The following is a 19,291-nucleotide window of genomic DNA, read 5'->3' as shown; positions in this document are numbered from 1 at the left end:
TAATATGACGATGAACGATGCTACGCCAATTCAAGAGCTTCAGTGTTCGCCGTCATGTATACCCGAACAAATATACTCATCAAATCAACCTGTGGTGCTTAGAGGGCTAGTTTCTGAATGGCCTTTAGTTAAAAAATCATTAGTTTCCAACCAGTCCGCAGTAGCTTATCTCAACCAATTTTATAATGGGCAAGCTGTTAATGCGTTTATGGCAAAGCCAGAAGCCAATGGACGCATTTTTTATAATGAATCTGTAGATGGTTTCAATTTTGTGCAGTCAAAAGTATATCTAGACGACATGCTAGAGAAACTCCTTGATATATCAGAACAGACTGCTCAAGCAACATACTATGTTGGCTCATTGGCAATCGAGCAGCATTTGCCGCGTTTCGCGCATGAAAATAGGCTAGTTCTCGAGCAAGATCTGCTTAGTCAAAGCATTTGGTTAGGCAATCGTTCGGTGATTGCGCCTCATTTTGATTTTCCTGATAATTTGGCTTGTTGCGTAATTGGTGAACGAAAATTCACGCTTTTTCCACCTGAACAACAAGAAAACTTATATATAGGGCCCTTAGATTTCACCCCTGCTGGTCAGCCTATCAGCATGGTAAATATTCAAGAACCAGATTTACAAACATATCCGAAGTTTGCAAACGCAATGCTTAGTGCTAAAACTACAATTCTTGCTCCTGGAGACGCTATTTTTATTCCAAGTATGTGGTGGCACTCAGTAGAGAGCCTAAGTGCGCTGAATGGCTTAGTTAATTACTGGTGGCGAAATACGCCAGCTTATTTAGGTGTGCCAACCAATGCACTTTTGCATGCGATGTTAAGTATAAGACACTTACCTAAAAGTCAAAGGGAAGCATGGCAAAATATGTTTAACAACTATGTCTTCGACCCGCCCTCAGATATTTACGAGCACTTGCCTGATCAAGTAAGGCAAAAGCAATCTGACATGACAGAAATAATTGCACACAAAATACGTGCGCACCTAATAACTAAATTAAAATAGCGTGAAGTGTAATAAATAGTATGACTCAAAATAAATTAATAAACAGAGTAGTGATTGCTGGTGGCGGCACAGCAGGATGGATGGCAGCAGCGACTATCGCTGCAACCATTGGTAAGCGACTTAATATTACCTTAGTTGAATCAGACGACATACCAACAGTGGGAGTGGGCGAGGCAACCGTACCTTCGTTATTAACTATTCATCAGCTATTAAAAATCCGCGAAGCCGACTTTCTGAAGGCCGTTAACGGTACTTATAAACTTGGCATCATGTTCGAAAACTGGAAGCGACTTGATCATAAATACTTCCATTCTTTTGGTAAATCAGGTACGTCTTGTTGGGCTGCTGGATTTCATCATTTTTGGTTGCGTGCTAAAGAGCAAAAGATGGCAAAAAGTTTTTCTGAATATAGTCTGGAAACCTTAGCTGCAGAAAAAGGTAGATTCGCGCATACAAAAAACCAAAGTCTAAACTATGCATATCATTTAGATTCAGCCAAATATGGCCAATTTCTTCGCGGCATCGCTGAAAAGCACAGCGTAACCCGTATTGAAGGAAAAATAGATAAGGTAGATATCGATAAGCAATCCGGTCATATTAAATCAATATTATTAGAATCCGGACAAATAGTGGAAGGAGACCTGTTTATTGATTGTACAGGATTTCGTTCCTTGTTATTGGGTCAAGCATTGGGCGTTGGATATAATGATTGGAGTGATACGTTGCCGGCAAACGCTGCGTACGCAGTGCAAACGAAATCACACCGACCAGCCGTGCCGTATACGCGTTCTATCGCTTTAGACGCTGGCTGGCGCTGGCAAATACCACTGCAACATAGAGTTGGAAACGGTGTTGTTTTTTCAACAAACTTTAAAAGTGAAGAAAGTGCGCTCGACGATCTGTTAAGAGGTATTGATGGCGAGCCGATTACAGATCCACGACTTATCCGTTTCACTACTGGACAAAGAAAAGAGTTCTGGCATAAAAATTGTGTGTCTATTGGCTTGTCTAGTGGCTTCCTCGAACCTTTAGAGTCCACCAGTATTCATTTAATCCAACAAGCTATTGTTTGGTTAATTAGTTTATTCCCAAACGAAGGGATTGATCAAAATCTAGTTAATCGTTTTAATCAACAAATGGCGGTTGAGACAGAAACTATTCGTGATTTTATTGTGCTTCATTACCATCTGCAGGAGCGAGACGACCACGAATTTTGGCGTTACCTACGAGAAATTAAAGTGTCTGATCGTTTACAACAGATTTTAGATTTATTTAAGAACAATGGCACTATTATCGAAGAACAGGATGACCTGTTCGCTGAAAATTCTTGGGTTCAAGTTATGTTGGGTCAGGGTTTAACACCAAAGCAGTATCACCCAATTGTCGATATGATGAGTGATCGTGATTTGAATATGTTTATGCGCCAGCAAGAATTTAATATTCAAAAGCAACTAACTAGCTTGCCCCCGCACACTCAGTTTATCCAACATTTTATGAGCCACGCTGCAAGCAAATAGCCTTTATTCGCCTAATTTTTTATCATTCGATATGCTCTAAGATAACGAGAACAGGCCTCTTAGAAGTTAATAAGGGGCTTATATAGCAAAGTGGTCTGTAGAGCTTTTCTCTGCAATTTATGTGTTCGATTAATAAGCTAAGCGTGAACTGTTCTCCTTAGTAAATAGATTATTTTCAACGATTATTTTTCTGCTCTTTGGTAGCTTAGTTGTTTACCCAAAAAAAAAGGTGTTGCTCTGAGAGCAACACCTTTTGTATTTTCGGCCTAAAATCTAAAGCCAGATTTGTTCGTGATTATTGTTTTTCCATAACAAAACGCCACCATACATTACTACCTGACTCGATGTTTAATACCATCCGGCTGTCGTTGTCTGTAAATTCAACCATATATTCAATTGAACCTGTAAAACTTCCTGGATTATCAGCGCCTAATTCACCATTATTCAACGCTTTAGGAATTCCGACATATGCGCCATTGCCAATTATCGTAAGTGTACCATTTTCTTGATCTAGCTCCCATGTCGCATCAGTTAATCCATCGTGAGGGGCAACAGGTGCGCCACAGGCATCAGGATTACCAGTCTGCCACTGCTCTACCCAAGTATCATCACCTAAGACGTTGTCGAAAGTACCATCTGCAGAAAACACATAGTCGTCGTCATAAAAGCATGAACGTTGTGCCACACCGGCTTCATCAATAGCAAACCAAGATATGTCACCCATAGCCGGACCAACACCTAATGACCCTGCTTCAGGAGCAACTCTCCATGTTCCCGTTACCGGAGAAACGTCAACAGGTGCAACTGGCTCAGGTTGAACAGTTTTGATCATTCTGTATCTCCACCACACATTTGTGCCCGATTCGATATCAATAACCACTGTATTGTCATCTTCCCATGTCACTTCATAAGTGATACTCGAAGGAGCTGAAACAGCTGGTAGTTCGCCATCGTTGTTAGCTTTAGGAATGCCCATATAGCCGCCTAAACCATCAATCAGTAATGTACCAACGTCTTCATTTTCCCCTTCGGTATACGTCCATGATTGACTTAACGCACCGTCATAAGGAGCAACAGTTGCACCACAAGCATCTGGGCTGCCGCTCTGCCACTCTTCTACCCATGTCTCATCGCCTAGGTCATTGTTGAAGGTGCCATCACGTCCAAATACATAACCGTCATCATAGAAACATGAACGTTGTTCTACACCGGCATCATCTATAGCAAACCATGATATATCACCGCGCGCTGGACCCACACCGAGTGAACCAGCTACCGGTTCAACTTGCCAAGTTCCAGCAAAAGTGCGTTCTGGAGCAGGACCTGGGTTACCAAAGCTCTCGAGTTTCTGCATAACAAATTGCCAAAAGACACCTGTACCTGACTCAATAACTACAATCATGCGGTCATTGCCAACTTCTTCGATGGTATATGTAACGCTTGGTGGAACTTGTACGTTTGGTAGCTCTCCGCTATTAACTGCCTTCGGAATACCCGCGTAAGCGCCGAAGCCGTCCAGAGTTAAGGTGCCAGCATCGCCATCGTAAGACCATGTAGCTGCGCCCATACCGTCGTGTGGAGATACAGGAGCGCCACAAGCATCAGCATTGCCACTCTGCCATTGTTCAATCCAGGTATCATCCCCGAGAACATTCGCAAAAGAACCATCTTCGTTGAACACATAAGTATCATCATAGAAGCAAGAGCGCTCTTCAACACCGACATCATCAATAGCAAACCAACTAATGTCGCCAGCCACTGGACCTACCCCTATAGAACCTGCTTCCGGTGCTATCGCCCAAACGCCTGCCATTGAGAACGGGCCTTCGATTGGCGGAGCTGGTGGTACAGGAGCAACGATACCGCAGCTACCAGGATTTCCACAACTTAAGGTGATATTGTCAATCAATACCTCTGCTGCACCTGTGGGCTCAAATACAAACATGCTTTGGATTTTGCTGGTGTTAAGAGGATCAAATCCTTCGCCACGGAACGCAAGTAAGTCATTTACCTTAACGCTAACCGTTGTCCAAGTACCTCTAGCAAAATCGTCTGCAGAAATACTGACTTGGCCAAGCGCCGGGAAGCCGCTGTCCATTTTCACTAAAAAAGTACTCGCAGCATCTGCGCTTTGCACATTTATGTCAAAACGTAACTCAGCAGCGTGCAAGTCTTCAAATTTAGGGTTGTTGCCCATACCAAATAAAGCTATTGGATCGCCATCGTCTGGATTGATTGAAATATTACCACCACCAGATGTTACTACTTGAATCACATTACCACGGTCACCTGCAGCAACTTCAGCAAAGCTTAAAGCTCCTTCATTGTCGAAGAAAGAATTAAGTTTAAGCGGACGCACATATGTTTCACCAAGGATTTTCCAAGTATAAGTAGCGGCTTCGTCGAGATAGATGTCAAATGACTCAACTGCAGGACGCAATGGCGCTGGCGTTTCTAGGTCTGGGTTTACATTTGAGTTACAACCTTTACCGTCAGTCCTGTCGTAAGCGCATTCATAAACGCGAACATAATCAACTTCCAACTCACCAGGCAAAGAGCTACCTTCTACTTCATTGCCTGTTAATACACCGCCTACTGCCAAGTTCAATATTAAATGAAACTCAGTATCAAAAGGCGCACCGTCTTCAGCTAGCTCGTATTTTTGTGCTTCTTCGTTATAAAAGTATGAGTAGTAACTGTCAGAGGTGATAGTTCTTAAGTGAATGTCATTAACAAAGAATCGGAGTTCATTTTGTTCCCATTCAAGCGCATATTCGTTGAACTCAGTCACATCAACGCCTTCTGGCATTCTTTCCGGAATCTGTTGCTGTAAAGGAGATGGAAAACCATGTAGTACGTTTGTACCAAAGTATTCCCCATCATCACCAACCGTAGGGTTAGCCGACTCCATAATATCGATTTCACCGGTTGCTGCCCAACCATCTGAGCCATAAGGCGAATCGCTAGATAACATCCAGAACGCACCCCACAAGCCTTGACCTCCGGTCGTCTTTATTGATGCTTCGACACGACCATATTTAAAGTCAAGCTTGTCAAGCGTAGTTATCCTTGATGAGGTATATGGGAAACCTTCTTGCACTGACTCTGCCTTCGCAGTGATTTTGAGGGTACCATCTGATACAGTTGTATTTTGATTTGTATACCATTGCTGCTCAAAGTTTCCCCAACCCTGCAAGCCTCTATCAGAACCGTCACCTAAGTCATAGCCCCACTTAGTTAGGTCTAGGGTCTCGGTATCGAACTCATCGCTCCATACTAATTGCCACTCCTCAGCGGGTTCAGGATAAAACGGTGCAGTTTCGATTGTGTCCTTGGTGTCACCAACTGAATCGCCACCACAGGATGCAATAAAGAGCCCCGTGAATGCTATCAGTAATACGTAAATGAGTGATCGTGTGCGGTTAATCATTTTTTTCCTCGATTCCGATTTTTTTTGTATGTAACAAAAAGTTAAGATTTTGTTAAAGATAGATAATAAGTGTATGTAGGTAAATTGTTAATACCTCTTTCTTGCATTTGCGACCAAAAGGTACGAGTTCGGGTTGAAACGGACTAATATGGAAATGCAGACAAATCAAAACGATCAATCGGATTCATTACGGTGGTGTTACTTGAGATGATAAGCCATGAGTAAAGCATGTATAGCAGTGTTCTTTAATTGGCACTCAGTTGCATTTCACACCATGTAATAAAATTAAAAGAACTTAGTGCTGATTATTGTTTGTTTGGTTTTTTTGCCTGCCACACTTTTGCCTCATTGGTTCTGCCAGCAAGGCTCATAATTTGAGCCATGCGACGGTAGAGCAACGGGTAAGATAGGTCTTTGCCTTGTTTTATTAATCGCTCGGCATAGACTTGAACATCTCTTACGTATCGATTTAGATCGTTCTTAAAGCCATTTTCTCTAGCAGATTTTATTAATAAGCCATAAGCTCTTAACGTTGCTCCAATGTTATCAGTATAGTCACTGGTGATGTGTAAAAGGTTTTCACTCCCTTTCTCGTAGTCGTTAATTTTTAAGTAATTTAAGCCTAAAAGCCCATGAATTTTGACAATTATTTCTGGGTTACCACGGGTGTAATTGAGTGCTTGCTCTAAATAGTAAATTGCCTCATTAAAGTTTTGCTCTCGGGAGGATATTTCTGCGAAATCTACCTGACTTTCGAGATTATAAGGGTATTGCTTAAAGATTTCCTTGTAATGGTATTTAACGGAATCGTCATTGCCAAGGTATTTGTTCAAAGCAGCTAATTCGTAGTGAATTTTCCAATCCGCATTTCCATTACTCACGAGTGTTTTGCGACGCTCAATCACATCCGCCGGAGAACCGACTTCTGAGATGATCGCTTGTTTTCTTTTTTTCGTGGATTCTAATAAGTCACCAGCATTACTTTGCTTAATGAAAGGCGCTTGGCTAATCATATCCTCTAAGCGGTTCATCACTTCGATCGTTTCGTGGTTTGGAAAGCCAATCCATTGGGCTGCCTCGGTACTGGATAACTTTTTATAGTCCATGGAACCTTGCATGTCATTCATAATAGAACGAGTGAATTCGCGCGCGAGAACATAGTTGCCATAATAATCGAAGTGCACATGTTCATGTAGAAGATCCCAGCCAGGCGAGTAGGGCGCGCTGACTTCGTCGAAAGCTTTCAAGCTATCGACAAAGCTAAAAGAGTTATTTTCTTCGGAATCTGCTACGGATTGTATTATTTGATTTAAACGGCTATCGGTTCGAAATCGTAAAGTATCAAAATCGAGCGCTTTATTATAATGTCTTTTCGACAGTTCAAACTGGTTTAACTTTTCATAAGCAGTTGCTAGTAAGAAGTGTGAATCAGCATACTCTGGATCGATTGCAATAAGCTCTTCCAACCAAGTGATGGCTGCGGACCAACTCTGGCCCGTGAGCGCTTCATTTGCTTTAGCGTTTAATTCATCCCATTTTTTACCTTGTGCCTCAGTTAATTCAGGACTGTGTGCAGAACCAAAAGGGGCTGAGTGGCGAAGGTTTACGGGTACTGACGACAATACGACATGCATACCTTTGTCTTTCAGTATTGCGATGATGTCCCTTAGGTTCGTTTCATAATGACTGTAAACCGCATCGAGTCTGGGATCATCATGAGGAACACTAAATTCTGTGAACATTTGCATACCTTCCCAAACTATCTCTTCTTTATCAACGGCTGGGCGGGCTTGCTGTATCAAAGTGGCCATTCCTTGCCAGATTCTGCTGTGCTTTAAAGCTTGGATAGCACGAATCATGGTGATGCTAGAGGAGAAGTTTTGGCTAAAGGTGCTTGGTCCATAAGGGCCAACAACTTCATTGTTGCCCATCAGAATAACCGCATAATCAGCAGAGTCAGGCGGAATGCCTTTGGCTACTTCATAAACAACGTGCGAGTTAACCGAAGTCATGGCCGTATTGACAATTTCAATTTTTTTTCCAGGCAGGGCTGCACGCAAATGCGCATCAAGATGACGTGATACACCATGGTTCCTATGAGGGAAGCCTTGTGCTGCAGAACCACCCAATATGTACACTCTGATAGAGTCACTTGAGCGCTCTTTTTTGAGTGTGTTGTTTAGTGGGGCAATGCCCAGTGATGCGGGATAGAACTGATTTGCAAATAGCTTATTGTCTTGATAATAAGGTGCTCCATTAATTTCAATTTCGTCAAAAAAATCATAAGAATGTCCAACGCCAACTAATCTGAGGCTAAGTTCGATGAGCAACAACACAATTAATGGAACAATAAAGATCGCGATAATTGTGAATGTGATATTTTTAGCGTTGGACGTTTCAAATTTGGTTTTTTGTATGTTGGCCATGTGCTTAGAAATCGTTGATCCTTTATCCTAGGTTTTTTACAAAATGGATAGAACATATTCGTCTTAGGTGCTCGATAATATAACGTAAACTTATATTTTTTGCATCATATTGGACAAAACTAAGATGAGCGATACTGCGATTGCAAAAGCTAAAAAAAACAGGTGTTACTTCTTAGCCTGAACTTTGTTTATCTCAAGGGATACATCCATTTATATTACTTATCGGGTTTGTAATGAGAACATCAGGTAAGTTAAGCTACCGCGAGAAAAAAGTAAGTCAGATTCGACCTATTGAAAAATTGGTACTGATAATCTTGATAAAAATAATTTGGAGCGACCCTTTTAAATGTTGGAATTTTTAACAGACCTTTGGGAATTCTTGAAAGTACGCAAAAAAATGTGGCTACTGCCCATTTTTATTGCTTTGGGATTAATTGGGGGCTTGATTGTTGCGACTCAGCAGTCATCCATTGCTACGTTTATTTATACCTTATTTTGACGGTTGGCTTTTTTCTCTTACCACTGTAATTCGTTTCGGTTTAGATTCAAAACTAATGTGAATGGTTTAAAACGTAGACAACTGACTTATTTGTTAAGTGTCTTTTATTACAGAATCCTCAGATGAAATCGTTTTAAATCTTTTTGCGCAGGCTTTGTTTGTCAAAACTAAATTCTTCAGCGTTCAAAATGAATTAAAAAACCCTTTAACGATTGTTATCACTTTGTCGCAGAAGCAGTCCGCTTTATCTTGTTTTGATTGTATTCGGTTGCGAAAAGTCTACTTTGAGCCGATGATGCACAGTCATGTGCGCAAGTTCTTCGGCGCAAGTTTTTCGAAAGTAAACGAAGAGCTCAATTAACAAGAGAGTTTGAATATGCACAACAAGTCATTTAATGCTAACACTCAGCTAGAAAATGCTGTGAGTGGCGATTTCATAAAAATGGATGGCGATACTTTTTATAAGATTAGCCATGTTGATCAAATGCCTCCATTTTTTATTAGTTTGGTATCTGACCAAGATCACTGGCTGTTTGCAGGCTCTACCGGTGGCTTAAGTATGGGCAGAGTGTCCCCTGATAAGGCTGTCTTTCCATATGTTACTGTTGACAAGCTTTATGAAAGCACGCCGCATACAGGTCCAAAAACAATCGTAAAAGTTGTTCAGAGTTCCGGTAACGCTGTATTTTGGGAACCCTATAATAGAGAGCATGATGATAGATATCATGTCACTCGAAATTTATATAAAAACTTACTTGGCAATGTGCTCTGTTTCGAAGAAATAAATCACGACCTGCAGCTTGCATTTCGCTACTCTTGGCAGTTTTCGAGTGAGTTCGGTATTAGCAGACAATGCAAACTAGAGAATCTCTCAGAACAAACTTGCTCTATAGAGATACTCGATGGCCTACAGAATATTCTTCCAGCGGGTACGCCTCGCTTTACTCAATCACAATCAAGCAATCTTGTTGATGCTTATAAATGGACTGAAGTAAACGGCGAAACGGGCTTAGCGTTATACACGCTTTATTCTGCGATTACTGACCGTGCTGAGCCGGTCGAAGCGCTGCGTGCTAACACAGTATTTAAGTTAGGCTTGCAAGGCGGTACTGTGCATTTAACGTCCGCAAGTTTGGCTTTATTCAAAGCAGGTAAAGCACTTGAAAGTGCAGACTATAGCCGCGGAGTGCGCAGCTGTTACTTGGTGCATAGCCACTTTAAGATGTCTGCGAATGAAGTGCAAAAGTGGTCAATTAATGTCGATGTGGAAAAAGACCAAAGCGAAGTTGTTGCACTGCAGCATGCTTTGGCTAATCCGAATGCAGTGGCTGAAAAAATGCAGCAATCATTTGCAGCAGGCAGCGATAAATTAGCCCGAATTATGGCATCGTCTGACGGATTTCAGGCGACCGGAGAAGAAGATGTTTCCCTCCACCACTATGCAAACACTCTTTTCAACGTGCTGCGCGGTGGTATTTTTGCCAATCAATACCAGATTTTGCGCACCGATTTAATCAATACTCTAAAGCACTTTAATATCGATACGTATCAGAGGCATCAGGCCGCACTGAGCAATCTACCAGCGATTGTGAGCTTAGATAAACTTATGTCGTTCGTTCAAGAGCTAAACGATGCTCAATTGAGCAGATTGGTTTACGAGTATCTACCGATTACTTTCGGTCGCCGTCATGGTGATCCAAGTCGCCCTTGGAACCAATTTGCCATTGAATTAAAAGACGACAGAGGTCAGCCACTCTTGTCATATCAAGGTAACTGGCGAGATATATTCCAAAATTGGGAAGCGCTGACGCTTAGCTATCCATCTTTTATCGAATCGGTTATTGCGAAGTTTGTTAACGCATCAACCCTCGATGGCTACAACCCATATCGAATTACCAAACAAGGTATCGATTGGGAAGTAGAAGAACCAGATGATCCATGGAGTTACATTGGATACTGGGGCGATCATCAAATCATCTATTTGTTGAAGTTGTTGGAGTCTTCTAATAATTTTCATCCGGGGAAATTAGCATCTTTGCTTGAGCAATCAGTGTATAGCTATGCCAACGTGCCTTATCGCATAAAATCGCTGCATGACACGATTGAATCACCCAAAGACACGGTTATTTTTGACAACGAGCTTGCTGAAAAAATTGAGCACAACATTGAGCGTTTAGGCGCAGATGGCAAGTTAATTTTGGACGCAAAAGGCCAAGTTTACCAAGTAACGTTAGCTGAAAAGTTATTCATACCGCTCTTGTCCAAATTGAGTAATCTGGTTATTGACGGCGGCATTTGGTTAAACACGCAGCGTCCAGAGTGGAATGACGCAAACAATGCACTGGTTGGTCAAGGTTTATCGATGGTAACCCTCTGTTACCTTAACCGCTATCTGTCGTTTTTAACAACCTTACTCGCTTCAATTGAAGACAAAAATAAACAATTTACGTTAACGACAGAAGTTGCTGAGTGGCTAACAGGAACAACAAAAGTTCTGCAAAGTGTGGTTGAGCAAGCAGAAAAAGGGCCAGTGTCAGCGAGTTTACAATTTTCTACTTTGTCGAGCCTAGGTACATTAGCTAGTGAATATCGTGCAAAAATGTACAAACATTCTGGTAATTATACTCAGCAAAATGTGAGTGTTACAGAGCTCAACGCACTATTATCAAGCGCTAAACCATTGATAACGCATAGTATCGAAGCTAATTACAGCGACTCTGGTTTATACCATGCGTACAATATTCTTAGCGTCAATCAAGAGTCACTTAAAGTAAGTCATTTATACGACATGCTGGAAGGTCAGGTGGCAGCGCTAAGTTCGGGCGCGTTAAGCGCTGAGAGAGCAGTCGAGATCATGGATGCATTATACGCGAGTCCAATGTATCGAGCCGACCAGAAAACGTTCATGCTCTATCCAGATCGTAAGCAACTTAGTTTTATTAGCAAAAATTGCGTTCCTAAAGAAGATGTTAGTGGTCACCCACTACTAGCATGTATGTTAGCAGACGGTGATGGAAGATTGATTAAGTTAGATGCTCAAGGCGACTATCGCTTTAATAGTGAATTGACAAACGCAAATGCGATCAAACAAATTTGGCCTCGTATTGCAGAAGAATATCCAGAGCTAGCAACAAAAAGCTCACTCAATGCATTGTTAGAGATATATGAAGCAGTGTTTAACCACAGCGCCTTTACTGGTCGCTCTGGCGGTATGTTTGGATTCGAAGGTTTGGGTTGCATATATTGGCACATGGTTTCTAAATTATTGCTCGCTGTGCAAGAGGTGGCAATAAAGTCTGTGCACCAGGAAGGTAAATCAGCAACATCGCAAGCCTTGATAGCGCACTATTATAAAGTCCGCTTGGGGATTGGCTTTAATAAGACTCCTGAAGAATACGGCGCGTTTCCAGCTGATCCTTATTCACATACACCAAAACACGCGGGCGCACAGCAGCCGGGCATGACGGGCCAGGTGAAAGAAGAGCTATTGACCAGAATGGGAGAGCTAGGCTGCTTTGTAGCCAATGGGAAAATTAGCTTTGATCCTTTCTTGCTAAGAGCGCAAGAGTTTACGGCAGAAGCGACAAGCTTCCGTTATCTTGATGTCAACGAAGACTGGCAGACGCTTGAGTTAGAAGGTCAAAGTTTAGCCTTTACTTGGTGCCAAGTGCCGATAGTTTATTCATTGAGCAGCAATGCTGAACAACAAGTTACTATTCATTCCGAGGATGGGCAAAAGCACGTGCTAAAGACTAATGAACTCAATGAAGAATTCAGTCAAATGCTCTTTACTCGTTCTGGAAAAATTGTTCGGATTGATGTTTCTATTAATAGGAATAAACTTTATGAAGAAAGTTAGTACTTACTTTTTTCTTTGTGAAATATAGTCTCTAAGAGGCACAATATAAGAGCGGAAGCAGCGTTGCCTCCGCTCTAAACCTTACCTTTAATATCCTGTTATCTCGAAAGCAGTCCACTTTGTCTTGTTTTGCTGGACTAAACAATTCTCTTGTTTATTGTGCCCAGATTACGCGATCTTGTGTAAGCTGTTAAATGAGCACCAAGTTCATCCAAGCATTTAGCAATCTTAAACTCAATTTGGAATATTCCTTTTCTATGTCAAATTCACCTGCCTTCAATTTATATTCTGCAGACATAAGCAAAAAAGCAAAACAGCTGTTAAGCAAAATGACCTTAGACGAAAAGTTAGGGCAATTGTCTCAAGTATGCAGTCCTGGGGCGCATATTCCGGACTACTTAGCGGAGTCTATCAGGCAAGGGAGAATTAGCTCGGTCATTAATGAAGTTGACTTGAATGTTAATAATGCATTACAGCGCATCGCTGTTGAAGAGACGCGTTTAGGTATACCTCTGCTAATTGGTCGTGATGTTATCCATGGTTTCAAGACAATATTCCCTATTCCTTTAGGACAGGCTGCAACGTGGTCGCCTGAAATTGTTGAGAAAGGGGCAAGAATAGCGGCTGAAGAGTCCTCGAAAGCGGGTGTGAATTGGACGTTTGCGCCTATGATTGATATCGCGCGCGATCCACGCTGGGGTCGAATCGCCGAAAGTTTGGGTGAAGATCCGCATTTATGCTCGATACTTGGCGCAGCGATGGTAAAAGGGTTTCAAACTGATGACCTCTCTTCTATCGGCTCTATTGCTGCCTGCGCAAAGCATTTTGCGGGTTACGGCGCGAGTGAAAGTGGTCGCGATTACAATACAGCGAACATTCCTGAAAATGAACTTCGCAACGTTTATTTACCTCCATTTCATCAAGCAGCAAAAGTCGGTGCGGCTTCATTTATGGCTTCATTTAGTGACTTAAACGGTGTACCTGCAACGGGTAATCGATGGTTGTTGAAACAAGTATTGAGAGAAGAGTGGAACTACCAAGGCGTGTTGGTAAGCGATTGGGAATCTATTAAAGAACTGCAGGTACACGGGCTATCTGCCAATGAAAAAGACTCAGCCTATTTAGCGGCGAAAGCCGGTGTTGATATGGAAATGGCCAGCACCTGTTATATCGATAATATGGCAGCACTCATTGCCGAACATCAAATCGATGAGGCTGAAGTTGATCAGATGGTGCTAAACATTCTGCAAATGAAATTTGCGTTAGGGCTATTTGAAAATCCGTTCACAGATCCACAAACCTTACCTGAATTAGTTAATCCTAGTAATCGGAATGCTGCCAAAGACGCAGCACAAAAAAGCTGTGTATTGCTGCATAATAGAAGCCGTTTTGAACAGCGGCCTGTGTTGCCTATTGATAGAGAATCGACCAAACGGATTGCTGTCATAGGCCCTCTGGCGAACGACGGTTATGAACAATTAGGAACCTGGATATTTGACGGTGAAGAAAAGCATAGCGTGACTTGTCTTGCTGGGTTAGAAGCGCTAGCTAATGATTCAACAGGGATAGTATTTGAACCGGTATTCGCGAATTCACGAGATAGAGATACGCAGCATTTCGATAAGGCACTCGATTTGGTAAACAGTGCTGATGTCGCCATTGTATATTTGGGAGAAGAATCGATTCTGTCAGGAGAAGCGCACTCAAGAGCCAATATCGACTTACCTGGCGCACAGCCTGAGCTCATCGACTATTTATCGCAATCAAATACGCCCATCGTGCTGGTAGTGCTTGCAGGTAGGCCACTAATATTAGAATCGCTGCTTGATAAGGTAGATAGTATTTTATATGCGTGGCATCCGGGCACGATGGGCGGGCTTGCGATCGCTGAACTGCTGTTTGGCGAAGCATCACCGTCGGGCAAGTTACCTGTTTCATTTCCGCGAGTGTTGGGCCAAATACCCATTTATTATGCGCAAAAAAACTCAGGCAGACCCGCTAGTGAAGATAAATATGTCTATATCGATGATGTCCCTGAGAGAGCGCCGCAAACTTCGTTAGGGATGGCCGCAACTCATTTGGACACGCATTTTTCACCTTTATATCCGTTTGGCTTCGGCTTGTCATACGCCCGCTTCGAGTATCACGAAGTATGCATTAGCCACAGCGAAATTAAATTAGGCTCTGCGTTTGAAGTGTCACTGATAGTAGAGAATAAAAGTGATGTAGATGCTGATGAGATTGTGCAATTGTATATTCGAGATTTAGTGGGCTCTGTTACGCGGCCAGTAAAAGAGTTAAAAGGTTTTAAACGAGTTACAGTAAAAGCGAATTCAAGTGTTCCTGTGACCTTTAAAATGCATACCGACGATCTCGCTTTTTATGACATCTGCAATCAATTAAACGCAGAGTCTGGCGACTTTCTATTGGGCGTAGGAGCCGACAGTTCGCTTGAACTGAATATTCCTTTCAAGCTTGTGAAGTGATGTAACTTACCACTTTGCTCTGGCGTCGCTTTTATAGAAGCGCCATACGAATGCGGTACCGATAGAGTAGGTGACTTCTTTCTCAAATAACGGACTGTCTTTATTAGCTGCTAAGCTATGAAATTGAGCTGAACCACCAACAAAAGCCCGCACGTTTTCACTGACTCGAAATGAAAGCCCGAGCGTCAGTTCCGAACCCAAGTAACCTGCTTTGGCATCGTAGGCTGGGCGCGCTGCGGTGGCGAATTCGGGGCTTACTTCATAGAAGTAGTCATGTGTTTCTTCAGTGGCAAAAATCATTCCAAAGGAAATGTTGAACGCAGTGTCCTCATGCTTTAAACCGCGGTGTTGGTAAGAAATTTGTGGTTCGAAAATATAACCTCGCCCATCAATGCGGCTAAAGTCGGTTGAGAACACTGCGCGCGCCTGCAGGCGGAAGTCGAGTCGTCCTTTACCTAGGTTTGTACCCATATTTTCGCCATCAGCATTTTTATCGAAATCGTAGTTGCCCAGCATAAAGATCATCTGTGGACCAATTTCGCCTAAAAAGTCGAGTTCAGGCATACCAACTCGCGCGCTGTTATCTTCGCTGTCGCTGGGCAGCGCAACACCAAACGAAAAGTCGACTTCAAAGGTTTCATTTTCGATAACCACTGCTCTTGCGCCACCGCCGTCTCCAATCCGGAAAGTCTCACCGCGATAAACGACAAAAGGCAGTGCCAAGCTAAAAAAACGCCCTTCACTAGAGGCTGGGTATTTAGGATTATAGAAAGCACCACCGCCGACACCGAGTTCCCAAAGTGAAAGTGATTCGTTGACGTTTTCAAAGCCGGTTAAGCTCCGATCCATGGCAATGTCGGCTTTACCGACACCGTCGCCTAAAGAAACTCGATTCTTTTTGTCTTTGTCCGGGGATTGCTCAGATTGTTCAGGATTTTGACTGTTGCCAGTCAAAGAAACGCTTTTTTCTTCAGTGTTGCTTTCATCTGCTGCAGAGGCCGTTGGTGTGAAAATCAAAACTGAGACGAGCAGTCCACTAGCTGCTATTAGCTTAAGCAAGGTGTGATGTGCAGGAAATACTTTTATGCTAGTAGAATTCATACCGTCTTTTGGCCTCTGCGCTTGGTTGATAAAAGCGCTAATTTATAATCATTTGGAACGACGCAGAGCACAAAAGTAGGTCTCGTTTGTCACATAAAAAAGCACTAACAACCTATCACTATAAAACAAGGTTATCAGTGCATTTAAATGTAGTACGAATTTAGACCATAAAATGTTTACTTACAGGCAAGTCCCTTATGCGTCTACCTGATGCATGAAATATTGCATTCGTTAAACTTGGCGCAACAGGAGGCGTACCTGGCTCACCTACACCACCTGGTATAGCATCAGACTCGACAATATAGGTTTTGATCATCGGGCTTTGAGACATTCTCAGCACTTGATAATCACTATAGTTTGATTGTTCTACAGCGCCGTCCTTCACCGTAATTTCACCGAGCATTGCCAACGACAAGCCAAATATCATTGAACCTTCTTGCTGCGAACGAACGCGATCTGGGTTCACTACTGTTCCTGCGTCAATACTTGAGTGCATTTCAAGAACCGTGACTTTATTGTCCTTCACGCGTACTTTCGTTGCCACTGCCACGTAGCTCACGAAACTTCGATGCGCACTGATGCCCCAAGCCTCGCCTTGTTTTGTTGGCTTATCAGCGCCTGATTTGGCAACGACATCGTCCAAGACATGCTTTAAACGCTTGGTGTCAATTGGGAAGCGCTCGAGAGTCTCACCATAGTTGCCGTATTCAAAGCCTTGCTCTTTTGGATTAACAAGGCGATCGTCACCTAGCAATTGATGCCACATTTTGTGTGTCGGCATTTTAGCTGCGTGGGCTACCTCGTCGACAAAACTACCCTGGGCAAATGCATGCTGAATGTTACTGACCGAGCGCACCCAGCCAATTCTAATATGTGCAGGAGCTTTGTGAGTTTCACAAGACAGGTTGGCAATGTTAAACGGTACATCGCCAAAACCTAAACTTAGCTCACCGTCGGAGGGCTCATCGGTAACACCGCTGAAGGTCCAGCTGATACTTGGGAAAGCAGTGCGCTGTATCCAAGCATCCACAGAATTGTCTGCGTTTAAGCCTGCCTCGAAATGCTGTGAACTAATGGCATGGTAGTAACCTTGGCGAATGTCATCTTCTCGACTCCAAACTACTTTCACTGGTTTGCCGGTGTACTTTGCAAGAAGTGCTGCTTCAACCGAAAAGTCTGGTTTTGATTTACGTCCGAATGCACCACCAAGCAAGGTCACGTTAATTTTGACCTTTTCTTTAGGGATGCCCAGTGCACCTGCAACATTTTGCTGTGTGCTCTGTGGCGTTTGTGTACATGCCCATACTTCACACGCGCCGTCTTTAAATACGGCGGTGGCGGCCGGTGGCTCCATTGGCGCATGCACTAGATAGGGAACGGTATAAGTTGCCGCGACTTTTTGCTGCGCTTTTTCCATTGCAGCATAGGCATCGCCGCCTTCTCTAATGGTCTTACCTTTGTTAACTATTCGCTGGTTTAATTCAGTTAAATATTCGGCTGAGTTGTGACTCTTGTGGGGACTGTCCCCCCACTGAATGTTTAGGGCTTTGCGGCCTTGTGACGCAGCCCAAGTGTTGGTTGCTATGACGGCAACGCCATTGGATGGGTGAAAAACGACCGGGGTAGGCTGGTCCGGCATTTTATACACGTCAACCACGCCACCCGTTTTCATTGCTGCGGCTTTGTCGAATGATTCCACCTTTGAGCCAAGTACTGGGTTACGCTCTATGCTGGCGTACAGCATACCTTCTAGCTTGATGTCTTGACCAAAAACGGTGTTACCAGTAACGATGTCGGGTAAATCTACAATTTGCATCGACTTACCGATATAAGAAAAATCTTTTTTCGATTTATAGCTTAATGATTCAGGCGCTGGTGCATTAATTTTTGCTGCGGACTCGGCTAGTGAACCAAAAGATACCTTTTGTTTTGTATTCTTGTTGATCACGAAGCTGTCTTTAGCGTAAACCTCGCTTATGGTTACACCCCATTTTTCGGCGGCAGCCTGCTCAAGCATGGTTCGTGCTGTTGCCCCCATTTCGCGCATTTTCGCGTAAAAATTTCTTATTGAACGTGAGCCATCGGTATTTTGACTACCATAAGCTTCATTCGCTAAGCCCTGAACAACGTGCACGTCGTCCCACGCAGCGCAGAGTTCGTCGGCAACAATTTGAGGAATGCCGGTACGTATACCTTGGCCCATTTCACTGCGGTGACAGACAATATTGACGCGTCCGTTGGTTTCGATGGCAACAAACAAGTTGAGCGTATTGTCGTGCGCAGCATTTCCATGCGCCCAAACTGGTAGGCTTATGGGCAGCATGGAGCCTAATATTAATCCGCCCGTGGTCATGCCAGTTAACTTTAAAAAGTCGCGGCGGCTAACGGCTTTCGTTTGCTTAGCTATATCTTTATTAGCTGCTTGTTGAAATGATTCAATCATACTTTTTCTCCCACATTTTTAGCCAAGCTGAAGTCGAAGTTGTTTGACGCACTTGTGGTAGCGCTTTTGCTGGCAGCGTCTTTTATTGCGGCCTTGATGCGCGGGTAAGTGCCACATCGGCAGATGTTGCCCTGCATTGCGTTATCGATGGCTGCATCGTCGGGATTTGGATTATTAGAAAGCAGCGCAACGGCACTCATGATTTGCCCTGATTGGCAGTAGCCGCACTGTGGCACATTGTGTTCCAACCAAGCTTGTTGTATCGGGTGGCTTGCATCACTAGGCAAGCCTTCGATGGTTGTGATTTTTTTACCTGCGATGCTGGCAAGGGGCATAACGCATGAGCGGATGGGTTCGCCATCCATGTGCACAGTGCAAGCGCCGCATTGAGCGATACCGCAACCATATTTTGTGCCTGTCATATCGAGCATGTCGCGAAGCGCCCAAAGCAAGGGCATGTTTGGATCTGCATCGACTTCGATGGCTTTGTTATTTAGGGTAAAACTTATCATGTC

Annotated in this window: 10 protein-coding genes; 5 read left to right on the top strand and 5 right to left on the bottom strand. The window is 43.3% G+C overall.

Going from position 1 to position 19,291, the window contains the following annotated elements; translation table 11 throughout:
• The first annotated feature begins 4 nt into the window (after positions 1-4).
• On the top strand, positions 5-1,015 hold the full coding sequence (locus tag GNIT_RS15295) for a cupin-like domain-containing protein (RefSeq protein WP_014110189.1): 1,011 nt from the start codon (positions 5-7) through the stop codon (positions 1,013-1,015).
• A 20-nt stretch (positions 1,016-1,035) separates the two neighbouring features.
• A complete protein-coding gene (locus GNIT_RS15290; protein WP_014110188.1) occupies positions 1,036-2,532 on the top strand; it encodes a tryptophan halogenase family protein in 1,497 nt (498 codons plus the stop codon).
• A 295-nt stretch (positions 2,533-2,827) separates the two neighbouring features.
• On the opposite strand, the gene GNIT_RS15285 is transcribed toward GNIT_RS15290, so the two are convergent.
• Both GNIT_RS15285 and GNIT_RS15280 read right to left on the bottom strand, forming a co-directional pair.
• Complete coding sequence (locus GNIT_RS15285) at positions 2,828-5,962, bottom strand: glycoside hydrolase family 16 protein (RefSeq protein WP_014110187.1); 3,135 nt, start codon at positions 5,960-5,962, stop codon at positions 2,828-2,830.
• A 305-nt stretch (positions 5,963-6,267) separates the two neighbouring features.
• A complete protein-coding gene (locus GNIT_RS15280; protein WP_014110186.1) occupies positions 6,268-8,388 on the bottom strand; it encodes a hypothetical protein in 2,121 nt (706 codons plus the stop codon).
• 346 nt (positions 8,389-8,734) lie between these two features.
• Here GNIT_RS15280 and GNIT_RS18430 point away from each other — a divergent pair, with 346 nt between their 5' ends.
• The 3 genes from GNIT_RS18430 to GNIT_RS15265 all read left to right on the top strand — a co-directional run bounded on the left by GNIT_RS18430 (position 8,735) and on the right by GNIT_RS15265 (position 15,232).
• Positions 8,735-8,887, top strand: coding sequence for a DUF5989 family protein (locus GNIT_RS18430; protein ID WP_014110185.1), 153 nt, complete (start codon positions 8,735-8,737; stop codon positions 8,885-8,887).
• Positions 8,888-9,263: 376 nt separating this feature from the next.
• On the top strand, positions 9,264-12,746 hold the full coding sequence (locus GNIT_RS15270; protein ID WP_014110183.1) for a hypothetical protein: 3,483 nt from the start codon (positions 9,264-9,266) through the stop codon (positions 12,744-12,746).
• Positions 12,747-13,003: 257 nt separating this feature from the next.
• The gene (locus tag GNIT_RS15265; RefSeq protein ID WP_041246931.1) at positions 13,004-15,232 is read left to right on the top strand and encodes a glycoside hydrolase family 3 N-terminal domain-containing protein; all 2,229 of its coding nucleotides are present in this window, start codon (positions 13,004-13,006) and stop codon (positions 15,230-15,232) included.
• 6 nt (positions 15,233-15,238) lie between these two features.
• On the opposite strand, the gene GNIT_RS15260 is transcribed toward GNIT_RS15265, so the two are convergent.
• The 3 genes from GNIT_RS15260 to GNIT_RS15250 form a co-directional block, all read right to left on the bottom strand.
• Positions 15,239-16,333, bottom strand: coding sequence for a MipA/OmpV family protein (locus tag GNIT_RS15260; protein WP_014110181.1), 1,095 nt, complete (start codon positions 16,331-16,333; stop codon positions 15,239-15,241).
• A 160-nt stretch (positions 16,334-16,493) separates the two neighbouring features.
• Positions 16,494-18,776: a xanthine dehydrogenase family protein molybdopterin-binding subunit gene (locus GNIT_RS15255; protein WP_014110180.1), complete on the bottom strand. Its 2,283-nt coding sequence runs from the start codon at positions 18,774-18,776 to the stop codon at positions 16,494-16,496.
• On the bottom strand, positions 18,773-19,288 hold the full coding sequence (locus GNIT_RS15250; RefSeq protein WP_014110179.1) for a (2Fe-2S)-binding protein: 516 nt from the start codon (positions 19,286-19,288) through the stop codon (positions 18,773-18,775). The genes GNIT_RS15255 and GNIT_RS15250 overlap by 4 nt, the downstream gene beginning before the upstream one ends.
• Between the last annotated feature and the right edge of the window lie 3 nt (positions 19,289-19,291).

Origin of the sequence: Glaciecola nitratireducens FR1064, assembly GCF_000226565.1 — a bacterium.
In the GTDB taxonomy this organism is placed as follows: domain Bacteria; phylum Pseudomonadota; class Gammaproteobacteria; order Enterobacterales; family Alteromonadaceae; genus Glaciecola; species Glaciecola nitratireducens.
The sequence above is the reverse complement of the archived record's forward strand: the minus strand, read 5'-3'. Positions and strand labels throughout refer to the sequence as shown.